This window comes from Streptomyces sp. NPDC002054 (assembly GCF_040296685.1).
In the GTDB taxonomy this organism is placed as follows: domain Bacteria; phylum Actinomycetota; class Actinomycetes; order Streptomycetales; family Streptomycetaceae; genus Streptomyces.
The window spans coordinates 77,295-95,110 of record NZ_JBEOXT010000031.1 but is presented as its reverse complement, the minus strand read 5'-3'; the positions used below and the strand labels follow the sequence as shown (position 1 = coordinate 95,110).

At 68.6% G+C, this 17,816-nt stretch carries 17 protein-coding genes; 9 read left to right on the top strand and 8 right to left on the bottom strand.

The window, feature by feature from the left end:
- Positions 1–49: 49 nt before the first annotated feature.
- The 4 genes from ABT123_RS26445 to ABT123_RS26430 all read left to right on the top strand — a co-directional run bounded on the left by ABT123_RS26445 (position 50) and on the right by ABT123_RS26430 (position 2,409).
- Positions 50–562 carry a hypothetical protein gene (locus tag ABT123_RS26445; RefSeq protein ID WP_351319035.1) on the top strand — a complete coding sequence of 171 codons (513 nt, stop codon included), beginning with the start codon at positions 50–52 and terminating at the stop codon, positions 560–562.
- Positions 555–1,412 (top strand): hypothetical protein, encoded by an 858-nt coding sequence (locus tag ABT123_RS26440; protein ID WP_351319034.1) that lies wholly within the window; start codon positions 555–557, stop codon positions 1,410–1,412. Before ABT123_RS26445 ends, ABT123_RS26440 begins: the two co-directional genes overlap by 8 nt.
- A 242-nt stretch (positions 1,413–1,654) precedes the next feature.
- Positions 1,655–1,909 carry a hypothetical protein gene (locus ABT123_RS26435; protein WP_351319033.1) on the top strand — a complete coding sequence of 85 codons (255 nt, stop codon included), beginning with the start codon at positions 1,655–1,657 and terminating at the stop codon, positions 1,907–1,909.
- 323 nt (positions 1,910–2,232) lie between these two features.
- On the top strand, positions 2,233–2,409 hold the full coding sequence (locus ABT123_RS26430) for a hypothetical protein (protein WP_351319032.1): 177 nt from the start codon (positions 2,233–2,235) through the stop codon (positions 2,407–2,409).
- A gap of 21 nt (positions 2,410–2,430) precedes the next feature.
- Here the strand turns inward: ABT123_RS26430 and trxA are convergent, their stop codons facing one another.
- The 4 genes from trxA to ABT123_RS26410 form a co-directional block, all read right to left on the bottom strand.
- Positions 2,431–2,763: a thioredoxin gene (trxA, locus tag ABT123_RS26425; RefSeq protein WP_351319031.1), complete on the bottom strand. Its 333-nt coding sequence runs from the start codon at positions 2,761–2,763 to the stop codon at positions 2,431–2,433.
- Positions 2,760–3,158 (bottom strand): MerR family transcriptional regulator, encoded by a 399-nt coding sequence (locus ABT123_RS26420; RefSeq protein WP_351319029.1) that lies wholly within the window; start codon positions 3,156–3,158, stop codon positions 2,760–2,762. Before ABT123_RS26420 ends, trxA begins: the two co-directional genes overlap by 4 nt.
- A gap of 1,333 nt (positions 3,159–4,491) precedes the next feature.
- Positions 4,492–4,695: a DUF397 domain-containing protein gene (locus ABT123_RS26415; RefSeq protein WP_351319027.1), complete on the bottom strand. Its 204-nt coding sequence runs from the start codon at positions 4,693–4,695 to the stop codon at positions 4,492–4,494.
- Positions 4,692–5,525 carry a helix-turn-helix domain-containing protein gene (locus ABT123_RS26410; RefSeq protein ID WP_351319025.1) on the bottom strand — a complete coding sequence of 278 codons (834 nt, stop codon included), beginning with the start codon at positions 5,523–5,525 and terminating at the stop codon, positions 4,692–4,694. Before ABT123_RS26410 ends, ABT123_RS26415 begins: the two co-directional genes overlap by 4 nt.
- 193 nt (positions 5,526–5,718) lie before the next feature.
- On the opposite strand from ABT123_RS26410, the gene ABT123_RS26405 reads away from it, so the two are divergent.
- Both ABT123_RS26405 and ABT123_RS26400 read left to right on the top strand, forming a co-directional pair.
- Complete coding sequence (locus tag ABT123_RS26405) at positions 5,719–5,874, top strand: hypothetical protein (protein WP_351319023.1); 156 nt, start codon at positions 5,719–5,721, stop codon at positions 5,872–5,874.
- A 243-nt stretch (positions 5,875–6,117) separates the two neighbouring features.
- Complete coding sequence (locus tag ABT123_RS26400) at positions 6,118–6,594, top strand: ATP-binding protein (RefSeq protein ID WP_351319021.1); 477 nt, start codon at positions 6,118–6,120, stop codon at positions 6,592–6,594.
- Positions 6,595–6,944: 350 nt separating this feature from the next.
- Here the strand turns inward: ABT123_RS26400 and ABT123_RS26395 are convergent, their stop codons facing one another.
- The 4 genes from ABT123_RS26395 to ABT123_RS26380 form a co-directional block, all read right to left on the bottom strand.
- Positions 6,945–7,769 (bottom strand): succinate dehydrogenase/fumarate reductase iron-sulfur subunit, encoded by an 825-nt coding sequence (locus ABT123_RS26395; RefSeq protein ID WP_351319019.1) that lies wholly within the window; start codon positions 7,767–7,769, stop codon positions 6,945–6,947.
- A complete protein-coding gene (locus ABT123_RS26390; RefSeq protein WP_351319017.1) occupies positions 7,766–9,664 on the bottom strand; it encodes a fumarate reductase/succinate dehydrogenase flavoprotein subunit in 1,899 nt (632 codons plus the stop codon). The genes ABT123_RS26395 and ABT123_RS26390 overlap by 4 nt, the downstream gene beginning before the upstream one ends.
- A gap of 1 nt (position 9,665) precedes the next feature.
- On the bottom strand, positions 9,666–10,487 hold the full coding sequence (gene sdhC, locus ABT123_RS26385; RefSeq protein WP_351319015.1) for a succinate dehydrogenase subunit SdhC: 822 nt from the start codon (positions 10,485–10,487) through the stop codon (positions 9,666–9,668).
- Positions 10,488–10,634: 147 nt separating this feature from the next.
- Positions 10,635–10,856, bottom strand: a complete 222-nt coding sequence (locus ABT123_RS26380) for an Rv0250c family protein (protein WP_351319013.1) — start codon at positions 10,854–10,856, stop codon at positions 10,635–10,637.
- Positions 10,857–11,211: 355 nt separating this feature from the next.
- Between ABT123_RS26380 and ABT123_RS26375 the strand changes: the two genes are divergently transcribed.
- The 3 genes from ABT123_RS26375 (at position 11,212) to ABT123_RS26365 (ending at position 17,720) form a co-directional block, all read left to right on the top strand.
- The gene (locus ABT123_RS26375; protein WP_502971055.1) at positions 11,212–13,986 is read left to right on the top strand and encodes an ABC transporter substrate-binding protein; all 2,775 of its coding nucleotides are present in this window, start codon (positions 11,212–11,214) and stop codon (positions 13,984–13,986) included.
- A gap of 318 nt (positions 13,987–14,304) precedes the next feature.
- Positions 14,305–16,209 (top strand): translational GTPase TypA, encoded by a 1,905-nt coding sequence (typA, locus tag ABT123_RS26370; protein ID WP_351319011.1) that lies wholly within the window; start codon positions 14,305–14,307, stop codon positions 16,207–16,209.
- Positions 16,210–16,790: 581 nt separating this feature from the next.
- Positions 16,791–17,720 carry an ABC transporter permease gene (locus ABT123_RS26365; RefSeq protein ID WP_351319084.1) on the top strand — a complete coding sequence of 310 codons (930 nt, stop codon included), beginning with the start codon at positions 16,791–16,793 and terminating at the stop codon, positions 17,718–17,720.
- Positions 17,721–17,816: the final 96 nt, after the last annotated feature.

Genomic DNA, 17,816 nt, shown 5'->3' with positions numbered 1-17,816 from the left:
GCTCAGGGGTTCGAGACGACAACATGCGGGCGGAGGTGCGCGGCGAGCCGTGAACCTCCGCCGGCGCGCCCCTCATCACCCCCTTGAGCTGCGGCAAGGCGGCCAGGCGGGTGCGGATGCCGCGCTCCTGCTTTTGTTCCGCGAGCGTGCAGAACCGATAAAAGACACGGTCGGCACTCTTTTCGATCGCCAGCATCACCTGGATGGCGCACACCCTGACCAACATCGACAGCGTTGTTGGAATATGTCAACCGCACAGCGCTCGGATCTATATCGCAGACCCGCAGAAGACGACGCACACGGGCGCCATCACCTTCACGCCGTTCCCACCCGGCTCGGAAAGTGGACTTTCATGCCGCGCTCAACCGGCTGGCCACGGGCCGAGAATGCAACGCTGCAATACGAGGATCTTGAGATTGACCTGAATTACTCGTCCTCGGTCCTCGAAGACTTCTTGGAAACGATGAGAATGATCCAGATCGAGTTCGACCGGCGGATCGAGAACACCGCATCATCCACGACGCCCGTCGACGAGCATTCCGGGCGGGACTCCCGTGTATGAGACGTATGAGACGTACGGGCATCCTGGCCTGCACGGTATCCCTCCCCAGCCGGAAGCCCCATGGGATCCGACGGAGAACCTCGCCTACCTCCTTCAAGACGCCATCACATCCAGACAGCCCGAGCCCTTCGAGCCCTTCGAGCCCTTCGAGCACGTCGGCTTCGGCGAGGACGACACGATCAGCACCGCCGACCTCGTCGCCGGGCTGACGCAGACCACCGCCGAGCGACCGCACACGCACACCTCAGGCGGGCACCGCCGGACCCCGCCGAAGGCGCCGGTCGTCACCCTGCTGCGTACGGGCAGTCTGTTCACCGCCACGCTGGTTGCATTGATCGCCGCCGTGGTGAGCGTCCTCAGCGGGATGGCCATCTGCGAGACCTTGCGCCACAGCGCCGGACCCCACACGGCCCACGAAGTGGTCAACTGGTGGCCGTTGCTGATCTACGGACCCTGGATGGTCGCCTCCTTGTCCATCCTCAGAGCCGCACTGCACCAACGGCGCGCGCTCCATTCCTGGTCCATCGTCCTGCTGTTCTCCACCCTGGCCACGCTCCTGTGCGTGGCCGAGGCGCCCAGAACGCTCGCCGCCGGGGCGGCAGCCGCCCTCCCCGCCGTCGCCGCGCTGGCCTGCTTCCAGCAACTGGTCCGCCAGATCACCCTCACGAGGCCGCCCCGCCAGGCCACTCCACGGCACCGTCACCCGACGTCCTCACCGCTCGGACAGCCGGCCACCCCGAAGAGCAGCCCGGGCAGTGCCCTTTCCGACCACTCGGTAACGGACCGGAAGACTGCCCGCTCGCCCGCGCCCGCCCCGACCCCCGCCCATGGATTCCGCTACGGCGCATGACGGCCGTGCGCAGGACGACCTTGAAGAGCGGGGGCTGCGAACACCGCTGACTTCCTGGACAACTCGGGGTCCTTTCCCACGCTTCGGAGGGGTGATCGCCTGCACCCTTGAAACGAAGATCGAAAGCGATAGTCACGGGCCGTGCGCAGACTCAGTCCGACGGGTCTGCCTGCAGGAATTCCTTTATGCCCGGGCCCGGAGGCACTCACCTACCCCGCCTGCTACGAGAGGGCAGCACGACGATGTACGAGTACACCTACGCCGAGCGAATCGAGTACAAGCAGCGCCAGGACGCCGCCTATCAGGCCGGCGACGAAGCTGTCACCAACCTCCGGGCAGCGCTCGCGCTGGCCGGGCTGGCCCTTCCTTCCCTGTACAACGACGGGCCGGTGGGCGGCCACGGCTTCGTCCGGCTCGGAGGATGCAACGCGGCCCTCGCCAACCGGCTCGCCGAGGTCATCGCCGCGGGCGCCGACGTGCTGGCGTACCAGCGGTGAGCGCCATGGGCGGTATGGGCGGCATGGGCGGCTCCCCTTGCGGACAGGGCCGCGACTCCTCGCCACCGGCGACACACTCCGGATGGTCTTTACGCATAAAGGGACGGCAGGTTTCCGCAACCACGCCGGAGGTGCCGGAGGCGCCGCAGGCGGCGGGGCTCGATCCCTACCGCTTCCCCGGCATGCGGGGCGTGGAGGACAGCACGGAGGACAACCCGGAGGACATCAGCCCCTGGCTACTCCCGATTCCCCCGCATCCCCCATTCCCCTCGCATCCCCCGCATACCCTCGCCTCCGGCGACCCAGGGGAACGCCCTGCGAACGTGCTGAGCGCCGCAGATCGCCGACGCCTCGACCTGCACGCCGCCCTGACCGCCGCCGGCATCCCACCCCTGGCCGGCGACCTCCACGCCATCGAAGCCCTCTCCGCACTCGACGACACCACCCACGCGGCCGTCCAGCGATGGATCAGCACCCCCCGCTGGCTCAGAGACGTCTGACGGGGAGGGGCAGGGGAGGGGTCACATCACGTCTTCGAGTTCCCGGAGCAGCCGGCGCTTGGCCCTGGCGCCCACCATGGACTTCACCGGTTCGCCGTTGCGGAAGACCATGAGCGTGGGCATGGCCAGCACGCCGTAGGCGGCCATGGTTTCCGGGTTGGTGTCCACGTCGAGCTGTACGACCTTGATCCTGTCGCCCTCTTCGGCATTGATCGCGCTCAGCACCGGGGCCAGCTGGCGGCAGGGGCCGCACCAGTCGGCGGTGAACTCCACCAGCACCGGAAGGTCCGCCTTCAGCACCTCGTCGGTGAACGTCGCGTCCGTGACCTCATCGACGCCTGCTGCTTTGATCACTGCTGTCCCCCCAGTTCGCACCGTGGCTCCGGTCCGCCCGGCAGTCGCGCCTCCGCCCGCAACAACTGGACGGCGACGTGCTCGCGCACGGACCGCAGCTCATCTATGAGCACATCGAGTTCGGCGAGTTTCTTGCGGTAGACATCGAGCGATCCGGGACAGGAGTCCCCGTCCTCGTGTCCTGCCTGCAGGCATTCCACGAAGGGGCGGGTCTCCTCGAGACCGAACCCGAAGTCCTGCAGCGTGCGGATCTGCTCGACCAGTCGCAGGTCGTCGTCGCCGTAGAGGCGGTATCCGTTGACCGCACGACGGGCGGGGAGCAGCCCGCGGGACTCGTAGTAGCGCAGGGTTCGAGTACTAACCCCTGCCCGTTCCGCAAGTTCGCCGATGCGCATGGATGCGACGTTAGACGTTGACGCCGACGTCAAGGCAACGAGCCGACCGGCGGGGCTTCTGGTGCGGGCCCGCTTGGTTGCCCCGGGCTGGGTGTACGGGGCTCCTGGCGCGGGCCCGCTTCTTTGCCCCCCTCTCGGGGCCGGGGTGTGGCGGGGTGTCCCGCCCGCCCCCTGCGGGCTTTGGTGGGGCGGGTCCGGTGGCGGGGCGGGGTGTTTTGCCTCTGTTGGGCGGAGCCCAGAGCCGGAGCCGCAGCTCCGGTGCCCGCAGCGCGGGCTTGCCGCCGTGTTGAGCGGTGCCTGCCTTGGCTTGCTGGGGCTCCCGGCGCGGGTCCGCTTCTTTGCCCCCTTCTCGGGGCCGGGGTGGGCCGGGGTGTCCCGCCCGCCCCCTGCGGGCTTTGGTGGGGCGGGTCCGGTGGCGGGGCGGGGTGCTGTGCCTCCGTTGGGCGGAGCCCAGAGCCGGAGCCGGGGTTCCGGGGCCCGCAGCGCGGGCCTGCCGGCGTGTTGAGCGGTACCCACCCTGGCCCTCGTTGAGGCGGAGCCCCGCCCTGCCGACAAGCGGGGCGGGGGACGGTCTGCCCGGGCTGCAGCCCGGTCCGGTTGCAGGGCGGGGCCGGGGTGGCGGGGTTTTGCCTGGGCGGTGTCAGGTGGTGTCCGGGGGCTGCCCGGCAGTCCTCACTGTCCTCCCGTGTCGGCCGTCGGCCTCAAGGGCGCTCGCTGCGCTCGCGTCGCTTCGCGATTCCGCTTCGCTCCACCCTTGACCCCGCCGTCCGCCCCGGAAAGACAAGGACTGTCGGGCGGCCCCCTGGGGGAGGGCCGGCATGGGGGACGTGTCCCAGATGCGGCCATGCGCAAGGGGCTGAGCAGCGGCTGCCGCCTGACCGGCCGCCCTGTCGGGCGGAGAGCTCCGTTTCCTCGAAGCACGAGCCCATTTGGCCCGGCGGAGCCTCCTGGCGCAGCAGATCGCTACGCGCTCCGGCAGGATTGGCGGCCCCCGGCCGTCCGTGGCTGGGTATGGCCGCCACCGATCGCTACGCGCTTCTGCCGTCGGGCGACACGCGGGCTGGCCGTGGTCGGTGAGGTGCCCTCATGGGGCATTTGCGAGCGGGCTCGCAGCGCTGAAAGCGGCTGACTGGTGCCTGAGTCCGAGCCGTGGACGCACTGGCCCGGCGCCCCCTGCGGGGCGACGGCCGCCGCATGACAGAAGTCCCACCAAGGCATCGCGCGTGTCCTGGTGGGACTTCGTCGTGTTCAGGCTGACAGAGAATCGTATGAACACCCAGGGGCCGTCCGATTCTGGCAGCCCGATTCGTCAAGCAGATACTTGGGCGAAATCTCAAGCGTCAGCTTGAACGAACCCAACCAGACCGGCCCACGCGTTAGCGGACACGTAGATGATCGGGCCGTTAGGCCGCTTGCTGTCCCGAACAGGCGCCACGCCGACGGCGGCAGCGTGCGCACGGTCCCACTCAAGGCAGTTGCCGCCGTCAGGGTTGCTGTACGTGGACTTCGTCCACTGGTGAGGGGAAGTGGTGCTCACGTCAGGCTCCGCATCTGTTCTCTTATGAGGTCGGCACTATCTCGTACGGACAGAGCCTCACCAACCAAGTCCGTGAACGCCGCCACGGCATCCCGTACATGGTCAGGCTCAGCGATGACCGCGGTGGTTCGGTACTGATCAACGCACACAACCTGCTCATGAGTTGCTGACGTCAGGATACTGGCCGGTGCATCCATCAGAAGGTTTGGCTGTGCGTTGAGCGGCAGCACCCGGACAGTCGTCGTTGGCCGCTGTGTGTGATCCAGCAGCGCCACAAGCTGCGCGTGCATCACGGCTGGCGCTGCTGCTTCCCGCTTCACGGCAGATTCGCAAAGGATCATGAGTACGTCTGGCGGAGTGGGTCCTGTGAAGACGTCCTGACGCGCCACGCGTGCTCGCGCAAGTCGGACAACCTCCTTCTCACTTGCCCTCGGCTTGCCCGCCCGGATCAGGGTGTACGCGTACTCATACGTCTGGAAGAGTCCCGGGATGATGGTGGGCGACCACTCCCAAATGACCCGAGCCTTGCGCTCCTCCTCCATACGTTTCCTGTAGATCACGGGAAAGCTGCCGGAAATGATGCGCTCAAAGATCCGCTGAAACTTGCCGTCGGTCTCAAAGATCCGATCCAGAAGGCTGGGCATCTCGGGCGGGATCGGCCCCTCTCCCCGTTCGAGTCGGCTAACGGAACTCTTCGAAGTCTTCAGCTTCCGCGCTAGCGCCTCTTGGGTTAGCGGTCTGGGTCGGTAAAGCTCGCGGGCAGTACGTAGCTCTTGCTGAAACTCCTCCCGAGGGTCTCCATCTTCTTCGAACTCCCTTGCTAAGTCCATGAGATACCTCCTGACCATGTCGCCGGTCGCGGAACCATCGTTCCGGGTCTTCGCAGGTCAGCGGATTTGGCATATGCCACTCCGACCAATCCGCAGGTTGAGACTCAAACCGCTAGCGAGCCTAGCGAATTGGGGCCAACCTGTGCGTCGGAAGTCATGCAAGCAGCCCCAGTGAAAGGCAAGCCGTCAGACCGTGACCAGCATCATCGTGACCATGAATGGCGGCTCCGACCATGTGGCGGATCTGGACGACGTCATAGAGTTCCCGGGCTGGCGCTACGGACAGTCGGAGGACGCCGGAACCGACGGCCCTTGGCCGGCCAACCTTGTTGGGTGCGTGGTCGCATGACTCGGCCGCCGGACGACTGCCTGATCGGCGGGGAAATCCGATTCACCCCAGCGGAGCGCGCTGCCATTGAGCAGGGGTACTGCGCCTTTGTCGTACGCGAATTCGAGGAGCTGTCTGGAGACATCCAGAAGGCAGTTCTGGGGGAGCGCGGCCAGTCGCACAACGCTGCTGCCGGTTGACCAATCCGCAGTAAGGCCCCTGGCAGGGGTGGACGCCCCTCAACTCGCAGAAAGTTGGTGTCATGTGAACCTTGTCGAATCCAAGTCGCTGGGCAAGTCCGCCCGTGCCATGCCCATGGTGGATCCAGCCCCACCTGTGTGGCGGCAGAGATTCAGCAGCACCCGGCGCGGTGCCCGTCTGGCCCGGCATTTGGCTCTGCTTGAGTTGGCTGACTGGGGATTCCCCCTGGGCGGGGACGAGTCCGAACGTGTGGCCCAGGTGGTGGCCGAGCTGGTGTCGAACGCCGTGTGCCACGGATGCGTCCCGGGCCGGGACTTTGAACTCCGAATCACGGAGCTGGAGCATGTGCTGCGCGTGGAAGTCGCCGACGCACGAGCCGAAGCCCGGCCCACGGTCCAGCCGGAGCACTTGGGTGATCACGGGTACGGCATGCGCATCGTCGAAGCGCTGTCCGTTGCCTGGGGCGTGTCCGCCCGTACGATCGGCAAGGTGGTGTGGGCGGAGATCGCAAAGCGCCACGTGACACCTCAGACTCGCTGAACTCCCGGCGGGTACACGCCCCTGACTTCCGGGGCTTGGCCACCGTCAAACATCTTCAGTGACTCCGCCCCCGCCGGGTTGACCCATTCGCAACACCACGGCGTAAGGCCCCTGGCAGGGGTGGGCACCCTTCATCTCGGAGAAAGTGGGTGTCATGTGAACCTCGTCGAATCCATGCCGCTGGGCAAGCCGGCCCCCGTGGCCAGCCGCCCGGTCGGTCTGCGACCGTACGCGGTTGCCGCCGCGCGCTTCCGGCCGTCGGGCCGGAGCACCTCGGGTCCGCACCCTGCCCCTTCTGGTCGGGCCGCCCGCGCCCGGGGTGGTGTACCCCCGGGCGCAGGATGGGGCGTTCAGGGGGTGCGGCGGGGGATTTTGGAGCTGAGCCAGACCAGGGGGTCGTACTTGCGGTCGACTGCGCGTTCCTTCAGGGGGATCAGGGCGTTGTCCGTGATCTTGATGCCCTCCGGGCAGACCTCGCTGCAGCACTTGGTGATGTTGCAGTAGCCCAGGCCGTGTTCCTCCTGGGCCGTCCGCTTGCGGTCCAGGCCCGCTTCGGACGCCGCGTCGAGGGGGTGCATGTCCAGTTCGGCGACCCGCATCAGGAAGCGGGGGCCGGCGAAGGCCGGCTTGTTCTCCTCGTGGTCACGCACCACATGGCAGGTGTCCTGGCACAGGAAGCACTCGATGCACTTCCGGAACTCCTGTGAGCGGTCGACGTCCACCTGCTGCATCCGGTACTCGCCCGGTGCCACCCCCTGGGGCGGCACGAAGGACGGGATCTCGCGCGCCTTCTGGTAGTTGAAGGACACGTCCGTCACCAGGTCGCGGATGACCGGGAAGGCGCGGAGGGGGGTGATCGTCACCAGCTCGTCGCGGGAGAAGGTGGACATGCGGGTCATGCACAGCAGGCGCGGCCGGCCGTTGATCTCCGCGCTGCACGAACCGCACTTGCCCGCCTTGCAGTTCCAGCGGACCGCCAGGTCCGAGGCCTGGGTGGCCTGCAGGCGGTGGACGATGTCCAGGACTACCTCGCCCTCGTGCACCTCGACGGTGAAGTCCCGGAGTGCCCCGCCCTCCGCGTCGCCCCGCCAGATGCGGAAGTTTGCGTCGTAGGCGGTGGCTGTGCCTGTGCCCGTGCCCGTGCCTGTGCCGGTTTCGGTGCCAGTCGTTGTCACTCGTAGAGCTCCTCTTCGGCGAGGTACTTGACCAGCTCTTCCTTCTCGAAGAGAGCCAGCAGGTCGGGGCGGATGGGTTCGGTGCGGGTGTGGACCAGGCGGATGCGGTCGGCGGCCGGGTCGGCCGGCACGGGGGTGACCGGGTGGCAGACCAGGTTCACCGGGCGCCAGTCGCGGTCCATGACCGGGCAGTCCTCGCGGGTGTGGCCGCCGCGGCTCTCGGTGCGCTCCAGAGCGGCGCGGGCCACGCATTCGCTGACCAGCAGCATGTTCCGCAGGTCCAGGGCCAGGTGCCAGCCCGGGTTGAACTGGCGGTGGCCCTCGACCCCGGCGCGGGCGGCGCGGACCCGCAGGGCCCGCAGCCGGCCCAGGGCCTGCTGCATCTCGCCCTCCCGGCGGATGATGCCCACCAGGTCGTTCATGGTCTGCTGGAGCTCCTGGTGGAGGGTGTACGGGTTCTCCGCGCCCTCGTCCGCGTGGAAGGGGGCCAGGGCCTCGGCCGCCGCCTCGTCCACCTCGGTCTGCGAGGCCACCGGCCGGCCGTGAGCCGTCGCGTACTCGGCTGCGTGCAGTCCCGCGCGGCGGCCGAAGACGAGGAGGTCGGAGAGGGAGTTGCCGCCGAGGCGGTTGGAGCCGTGCATGCCGCCGGCCACCTCTCCGGCCGCGAAGAGACCGGGTACGCCGACGGTGGCGGCGGTGTCGGAGTCGACGGCGATGCCGCCCATCACGTAGTGGCAGGTCGGGCCGACCTCCATGGGTTCGGCGGTGATGTCCACGTCCGCCAGCTCCTTGAACTGGTGGTACATGGACGGCAGCCGTCGCTTGATCCGCTCGGCCGGCATGCGGGTGGAGACGTCCAGGTAGACGCCGCCGTGCGGGGTGCCCCGGCCGGCTTTGACCTCGGAGTTGATGGCGCGGGCCACCTCGTCGCGGGGGAGCAGCTCGGGGGGCCGCCGGTTGTTGTCCGGGTCCTCGTACCAGCGGTCGCCCTCGGCCTCCGACTCGGCGTACTTCTCCTTGAAGACGTCCGGGACGTAGTCGAACATGAACCGCTTGCCCTCGCTGTTGCGCAGGACGCCGCCGTCGCCACGGACGGACTCCGTGACGAGGATGCCCTTCACCGAGGGGGGCCAGACCATGCCCGTCGGGTGGAACTGCACGAACTCCATGTTGAGGAGTGGGGCTCCGGCCAGGAGGGCGAGGGCGTGTCCGTCGCCGGTGTACTCCCAGGAGTTGGAGGTGGTCTTGAAGGACTTGCCGATGCCGCCGGTGGCGAGGACCACGGCCGGGGCCTCCAGGACGAAGAAACGGCCGGATTCGCGTTCGTAGCAGAAGGTGCCGGAGACCCGGTCTCCTTCTTTGAGGACGCGGGTGACCGTGCATTCCTGGAAGACCTTGAGGCGGGCCTCGTAGTCGCCGGTCTCCTTGAAGTCCTGCTGCTGGAGGGCGACGATCTTCTGCTGGAGGGTGCGGATCAGTTCCAGGCCGGTCCGGTCGCCGACGTGGGCGAGGCGCGGGTACTCGTGGCCGCCGAAGTTGCGCTGGGAGATCCTCCCGTCGGGCGTACGGTCGAACAGCGCGCCCCAGGTCTCCAGTTCCCAGACCCGGTCCGGTGCTTCCTTCGCGTGCAGCTCGGCCATCCGCCACTGGTTGAGGAACTTCCCGCCGCGCATGGTGTCGCGGAAGTGCACCTGCCAGTTGTCGCCCTCGTTGACGTTGCCCATGGAGGCGGCGATGCCGCCCTCGGCCATCACCGTGTGCGCCTTGCCGAACAGGGACTTGCAGATCACCGCGGTACGGGCGCCCCGTTCGCGGGCCTCGATCGCGGCCCGCAGCCCGGCGCCTCCCGCGCCGACCACGACCACGTCCCACTGCTGCCGGTCGACTTGAGCCATGTCAGAAGATCCTCGGGTCGGTGATGGCGCCGGTGGCGAGCAGGTACACGTAGAAGTCGCAGAGCGCCACGCTGATCAGGGAGGCCCAGGCCAGCTGCGCGTGGCGGGAGTTGAGCTTCCCGACCCATCCCCACAGCCGGTAGCGCACGGGGTGCTTCGAGAAGTGCCGCAGCCGGCCGCCGATGATGTGCCGGCAGGAGTGGCAGGACAGGGTGTACGCCCAGATCAGCACGATGTTGGCGAGGAAGATCAGGGTGCCGAGGCCCATGTGGCCCCACTCGTACTGGTCGTTGCGGAAGGTCAGTACGGCGTCGTAGGTGAGGATGGCCGCGACCGGCACCGCTGCGTAGAAGAAGTAGCGGTGCATGTTCTGGAAGATCAGGGGGAAGCGGGTCTCGCCGGTGTATTTGGTGTGCGGTTCGGCGACGGCGCAGGCGGGCGGGGAGGCCCAGAAGCCCCGGTAGTAGGCCTTGCGGTAGTAGTAGCAGGTGAGGCGGAAGCCGAGCGGGAAGATCAGGACCAGCAGGGCGGGGGAGAGGGTCCACCAGCTGCCGAAGATCTCCCAGTTGGGGCCGGCCTTCATGGGGACGCAGTTCTCCGCCAGACAGGGCGAGTAGAACGGCGAGACGTACGGTGCCGCGTAGTAGTCGGCGTTCGCGAAGGCCCGCCAGGTCGAGTAGACGATGAAGGCGAGCAGTCCGGCCGCGGTGGCGGCGGGGGCCAGCCACCAGCGGTCGGTGCGAAGGTGCCGGGCCGCGATTGCGGCCCGGGAGGCGTCGTGGACGCCGGTCAGCTGACGGGGTGGTTCAGTGCCTGTGGCCAATGGGGACTCCGGGAGGGAGTGGTCAGGGGTGGCCCAGGAGACCCAGCCGCCGGTCGGTGGGCGGCTGGGCCTGATGGGGGTGCGTATGCAGTTCTGTGGTGCGTGAATCGTGGTGCCGTGAATCGGTGGTGCTCGGTGTGTGGCCGGTCAGGGTGCGCGGCGATCTCGGGCGCCCAGGCCCTCGTCGTCGGTGTCCGTCCACAGCGCGTTGTCGTACGGCGTGTCCGGGATGGAGACCATCCGGGACGTGTCCGGTGCCCTGGGGGCGGCCGGTGCTTGCCGGGCGACGTCCTGCTCCAGCCGCTCGACCGAGCGGATCAGATCGTTCAGGTTGCGCCGTACGGCCGTCAAATCGTCCTGCAGGGACATGACTTGCCCTCACTTCCGCAGGTTGCGGTGGCAACGCTCATGTGCGCCTGCGAGTGTTGCGCCTCACGTCCCCCGTTGTGAAGGGACGTGCAGCGATTACGGGCGCGCAGGCGCGATCTGTGCGCCCCTCCCCGTACCTATTTTCGTCCCTCTTCCGGCGGAATGCCCGTCCGCTCGGCGGACGCGATTGGTCCGCACGGGTGGGGTTCACGGCGTGGCGCGGGCCGGCTGCGGGGGCTGCGGGCGGCCGTCGATTTCAGTGGGTTTCGACATCAGTGTGATCAGCTCCATATACCGCCATACGTGATCACGTACGCGAACCCCGTACGCCCCGCCCGCCCCGGAGGTACCACCCATGTCCCAGAGCCAGAGAAGGCGCAGATCCATGGCTTCCATGGCGCTGCTGACCTCGGGCGTCCTGGCGCTGCCGCTGCTCGCCGGCTGCAGCTCCGGTGAGGACGAGGGCGGCGCCGTCGCCGCCGGTCCGGACATCGCGTCCACCGCGCGGGAACAGGTGGCCGACGGGGGTGTGGTGCGCTGGGCGGTGGACTCGCTGCCCGACACCCTGAACACCTTCCAGGCCGACGCCGACGCGACGACCGCCCGGATCGCCGGGGCGGTGCTGCCGCAGCTCTTCGTGCTGGACGAGAAGGGCCGGCCGGTGGCCAATCCGGACTACCTGGAGAAGGCGGAGGTCGTCGAGCGCGAGCCCAAGCAGGTCGTGCTGTACAAGCTCAACCAGCAGGCGGTGTGGAGCGACGGCCGCGAGATCGGGGCGCCCGACTTCCTCGCCCAGTGGCGGGCGCTGAACGGCAAGGACTCGGCGTACTGGACGGCCCGCAACGCCGGTTACGACCGGATCGAGAAGATCGAGCGCGGGGCCAGCGACCTGGAGGTCAAGGTCACCTTCGGCAAGCCGTATGCCGACTGGCAGTCGCTGTTCACCCCGCTCTACCCCAAGCAGGTCACCGGTACCCCGGACGCCTTCAACGAAGGGGCCCGGGGAACGCTGAAGGTGACCGCCGGACCCTTCACCCTCGGCACGATCGACAAGAAGACGGGGACCGCGGCCCTGTCCCGGAACCCGCGCTGGTGGGGCCGGCCGGCCAAGCTGGACACGCTGGTTCTGACCGCCGTACCGCGGGCCGGGCGGCCGGCGGCGCTGGCGGCCGGGACGCTGGACCTGGCCGAGATCGACCGGGCGGGCGCGGACCGGATCGCGAAGGCGCACCGGGAGGCCGGCCAGACGAAGTCCCCGGCCGCCCACGGCGCCGCCGCCGATCGCACCGCGGCCCAGGCCACCCGCTCCTGGGCGCTGGCCCACGGGGCGGACCAGGAGAAGGCGGCGGCGGAGCAGGCGGCGCGGAAGAAGGCCGTCGACGCGGTGCAGAAGTACGCCGACGAGCAGGTGGCGCTGCGCCGCTTCACGGTACGCAAGTCCCTGGAGCCGGCCTATACGCAGCTGGCGCTGAACGGGGCGTCCGGGCCGCTGGCCGACGAACGGGTGCGGCGGGCGGTGGCCCGCGCGCTGGACCGGGAGGCCCTGGCCGAGATCGTGCTGAAGCCGCTGGGCCTGCCGGCGAAGCCGGTGGGCAGCCATCTGGCCCTGGCGGGCCAGCGTGCGTACACCGACAACAGCGACGCCCTGGGGAACCAGAACGCCCAGGCGGCCCGGGCGCTGCTCGCGGACGCGGGCTGGCGCCAGGGCGGCAAGGTCACCGTGCCGCCGGGCACCAAGGCGGGCGGCGAGTCGGAGAAGAAGAAGGACGACTCGAAGCGGGCCCCGGGGCCGGGCACGGGTGACGACGGCCTGTACATCGTGGGCCAGGACGACGAGCGCAACGGCGATCTGTCGGCCGCGGCCCGCCGGGCCCGCGCCGCGGCCGACGCGGCGACTCCGCGGATCGCGGGGCTGCCTGCGGGGCTGCCTGCGGGCCCGCTGCTGCCGGGCGCCGACCGTGGCCTGCTGCTGCCGGGCGGGCTGCGGGCCGTGGGTGCGCCCGCGTGGCAGCAGGCCCCCGCGGCTGCGCCCGGGCAGTCCGTACCGGCCGCGCTGGCGCAGACCGCTCCGGTGTTCGGGTTCGTGGTCGCGGCGCCGGCCGCGCCCGCCGGCCGGGACGACGCGGCCAATGGCGCCCGCCCGCCGAAGGCCCTGGCCCTGTCCTCGGCCCTGTCCCGGCAGGCTCCCGCCGAACCGGGCGAACCCGGCGAGCCCGGCGAGCCCGGTGACCAGGCCGGGCCGGAGGGCAGCAGCGGGGAGGGCCTGCCCGTGGAGGAGGCGCTGCCCGAGGGCGGCCCGTACGCCCCCGACGGGGAGATCGTCGACGCGGACGGGTTCGCGGCGGGCCCCGAGCCCGCCGAGGAGCTCCCGGGCGGCCCCGCCCCGGCCCCGCTCGGCGAGCAGCAGGACGCCCCGATGCTCAACCAGGCGGACGCCGTGGACGACGGCAAGCGCAATCCGGTCCAGGACGGCGCCCGGGCGGACGCCGCCGGGGAGGAGGCCAAGGCCAGCGGAGCACCCGCGGCGCCCGCCGAGCAGGCGGCGCAGAACGCCGCCGCGGGCGTCGTCGCCAAGGACGGCAAGCCGCTGAACCTGCGCTTCGTGCTCCCGTCCGGCCCCGGCTCGGAATCCCTCCGGGCGGTCGGCGAGCGGATCGCCGGAATGCTCCGCACCATCGGCATCGGCACGGAGCTGACCAAGGTCGCCGACGAGAGCTTCTTCAAGGACCACATCGCCTCCGGCCAGTACGACCTGGCCCTGTACTCCTGGCCCGCCACCGCCTTCCCCGCCACCGACGCCCGGCCGATCTTCGCCAAGCCGGAGCCGGCCGCGGACGGCTCGCTGCTCGTCGAACAGAACTACACCCGGGTCGGCACCGACCACATCGACCAGCTCTTCGACCAGGCGCTCGGCGAGCTGGACGAGGACCAGGCCCGGGAGCTGATGAAGAAGGCCGACGCCCGGATCTGGGCGGCTGCCGGATCGATTCCGCTCTACCAGCGGCCCGAGCTGGTCGCCGCCAAGGCCGGCCTGGTCAACGCCGGCGCCTTCGGCCTCGGCACCCCCCGCTACCAGGACATCGGCTGGAAGAAGCCGACCCCGGCCAAGGAAAAGAACGCGAAGAAGTAGTGGCGGCCCCGTGGAGGCGGGGTGAACTCGCGGGTCACTAGCTCAGATGTGACTCAATTCGCTTGCCCGCCGGATGCCCGGCGGGCAAGGTCGTACCTGCCCATTGACCCGGCATTTCCCCTGCGGTGCCCGGCCCCCGTCCCGGGCCGCCTCCCCACCCCCCATCCTCAGCCGTACGGCCTCTTGACAGCCCCCCGGCGGGCGGTTCCCGCCACGCGACGTACCATGGGGTAAGGCCGTGGCAGGTTTTCCGCCCGGCAGAGGCTCGCGTACCAGGCCGTACGCGACGCCATCCACGATCCCGGGAGAAGCGCCGAAGTGCCCACGCGCCACGACATCCGTAACGTCGCCATCGTCGCCCACGTCGACCATGGCAAGACGACCATCGTCGATGCCATGCTCAAGCAGGCCGGTGCCTTCGCCGCCCACCAGCAGCTCGACGACCGCATGATGGACTCGAACGACCTGGAGCGTGAGAAGGGCATCACGATCCTCGCCAAGAACACGGCGGTGAAGTATCACCCCAAGGACGGCGGGGCCCCGATCACGATCAACATCATCGACACCCCCGGCCACGCCGACTTCGGTGGCGAGGTGGAGCGCGGTCTGTCGATGGTCGACGCCGTCGTTCTGCTGGTGGACGCCTCCGAGGGTCCGCTGCCCCAGACCCGCTTCGTCCTGCGCAAGGCTCTGCAGGCGAAGATGCCGGTCATCCTCTGCATCAACAAGACGGACCGCCCGGACTCCCGGATCGACGAGGTCGTCAACGAGACCTACGACCTCTTCCTGGACCTGGACGCCGACGAGGACCAGATCGAGTTCCCGATCGTCTACGCCTGCGGCCGTGACGGCGTCGCCTCGCTGACCAAGCCGGAGGACGGCACCGTCCCCGCCGACAGCGAGAACCTGGAGCCGTTCTTCTCCACCATCCTGGAGCACGTCCCGGCCCCGACCTACGACGAGGCCGCCCCCCTCCAGGCGCACGTCACCAACCTGGACGCCGACAACTTCCTCGGCCGCATCGCGCTGCTCCGCGTCGAGCAGGGCGAGCTGCGCAAGGGCCAGACGGTCGCGTGGATCAAGCGCGACGGCTCGATGTCGAACGTCCGCATCACCGAGCTGATGATGACCGAGGCGCTCACCCGCAAGCCGGCCGAGGTGGCGGGCCCGGGTGACATCTGCGCGGTCGCCGGTATCCCGGACATCATGATCGGCGAGACCCTGGCCGACCCGGAGAACCCGGTCGCCCTGCCGCTGATCTCGGTGGACGAGCCGGCGATCTCCATGACCATCGGTACGAACACCTCCCCGATGGTCGGCCGCGGCGGCAGCGGCAAGGGCGCGGACGCCAAGTCCGCGGTCAAGGACCGCAAGGTCACCGCCCGCCAGGTCAAGGACCGTCTGGACCGCGAGCTGGTCGGTAACGTCTCGCTGCGCGTCCTGGACACCGACCGTCCGGACGCCTGGGAGGTCCAGGGCCGTGGTGAGCTCGCGCTCGCCATCCTGGTCGAGCAGATGCGCCGTGAGGGCTTCGAGCTGACCATCGGCAAGCCGCAGGTGGTCACGCAGGAGATCGACGGCAAGGTGCACGAGCCGGTCGAGCGCATGACCATCGACGTGCCCGAGGAGCACATGGGTGCGGTCACGCAGCTCATGGGCGTCCGCAAGGGCCGTATGGACAACATGTCGAACCACGGCTCCGGCTGGGTCCGCATGGAGTTCGTCGTTCCGTCCCGTGGCCTCATCGGCTTCCGTACGGAGTTCCTGACCAACACCCGCGGTACGGGCATCGCCCACTCGATCCACGAGGGCCACGAGCCGTGGTTCGGCCCGCTGGTGACCCGTAACAACGGCTCGCTGGTCGCCGACCGCTCCGGTTCGGTCACGCCGTTCGCGATGATCAACCTGCAGGAGCGCGGCGTCCTGTTCACCGACCCCGGCACCGAGGTGTACGAGGGCATGATCGTCGGCGAGAACTCGCGCTCCGACGACATGGACGTGAACATCACCAAGGAGAAGAAGCTCACCAACATGCGTGCGGCTTCCGCGGACAACACGGAGAACGTGATTCCGCCGCGCAAGCTGTCGCTGGAGCAGTCCCTGGAGTTCTGCCGCGACGACGAGTGCGTCGAGGTGACCCCGGAGGCCGTCCGCATCCGCAAGGTCGTCCTGGACCAGAAGGAGCGCTCGCGCACGGCGTCGCGCGCCAAGTCCGCCAAGTAGCCAGTAGGCGCAGGGTTTTACCGGCGTTCACAGCCCCTCTGTCACGGTTCTCCGTGGTAGGGGGGCTGTTCGCATTTGTCAAACGGATTATCTCGTTCAGGTGTCCGCATAGCGATCGTCACACTCCGGAAGGTGTGCTAACAGTCCGTTTCGGGTGTGTCTGTCTCTGCTCGCTTTGTCCGGATTTCGGTTTTCTGACCTGGGTCGATGTTGTGAAAACGAGACCACTTAGATGTGGTTTACGGTCAGGCCGTCCCTGAGGATGGCTCCAATGAGCTCGGGTCAATGGGTCATGCACTGTGGGGAGTGCCGACTCACGAGCACACTTGGGGTACTGGAGATCTAGCCGTCAGGGGTGTCGGCGATCCCTCTGAGTGCCCCTCACGTAGTGACAAGTGAACTCATGAGGAGGACCCCATGCGTGGTGCCACAAGCGCCAACTGGGTCACGTGCGCGACTGTGATCGCTCTGGGGGCGACGCGATCGTGACCAGCCCTGCGCAGACTGAGGGTGCAGCAGCACCCAACGTCCTTGTCGAGGAGCCGTCCAAGGACGACTCGAAGGCCAAGGACCCCGCCGGGCTGTCCCCTGGGCAGCTGATGTGGCGACGATTCAAGCGGGACAAGGCGGGAGTCATCTCCGCCTTCATCGTGATCTTCTTCTTCGCCATTGCGCTGCTCGCACCGGTGATTGCCAAGCTGTACGGGAAGAACCCGTACGACCTCTACGGGGCGAACACCGAAGGACTCCTCGACGAGTTCAACATGCCGGTGGGGTCGTTCGGAGGCGTCTCCGGCGATTTCTGGTTCGGCATCGAGCCCACCCTGGGTCGTGACGTCTTCACGCAGCTGCTGTACGGCATGCGGACGTCGATCTTCACGGCTCTGGTGGCGACGATCGTCATGGTCGTCATTGGCGTGATCATCGGCCTGGTCGGTGGCTACTACGGCGGTAAGACGGACTACTGGCTCGGCCGGCTGACCGACTTCCTGCTGGGTATCCCCAGCCAGCTGTTCTTCATCGCCTCGATGCCGGTGGTCGTTGCAGCCTTCGTCCGTCCGGACCGGGAGACCCCGACTGCCCTGCGAGCCTCAGCCATCATTCTGGTGCTGTCGTTCCTGGGTTGGATGGGTCTGTCCCGGCTGATCCGGGCGGCGACGCTCTCCCTGCGCGAGCGGGAGTTCGTCGAGGCTGCCAAGATCGCGGGCGCTTCTCCCTGGCGGATCATCCGCAAGGAGCTGCTGCCGAACCTGGTGACGCCGATTCTCGTGCAGGCAACGCTCATGCTGCCCGCCACGATTCTTTCGGTGGCCTTCCTCTCCTACGTGGGTGTCGGCTATGTCGAGCCCACTCCGGACTGGGGCCGGATGTTCGCCATCGGTGCCGAAATCTACGAGCAGGACCCGGCGTACATGTTCTTCCCGGGTGTCGCGATGGTCGTCTTCGTGGTGGCCTTCAACCTGCTCGGCGACTCGGTACGGGACGCCTTCGACCCCAAGTCCGGACGCTGACGTCACTGCAGCGGGACTGCTGCCGCCCCTACGCACAGAGTTGATTGTGCGGCAGGCAGCACAGTTGGATCACTACTGACAGATAGGTACTCATCA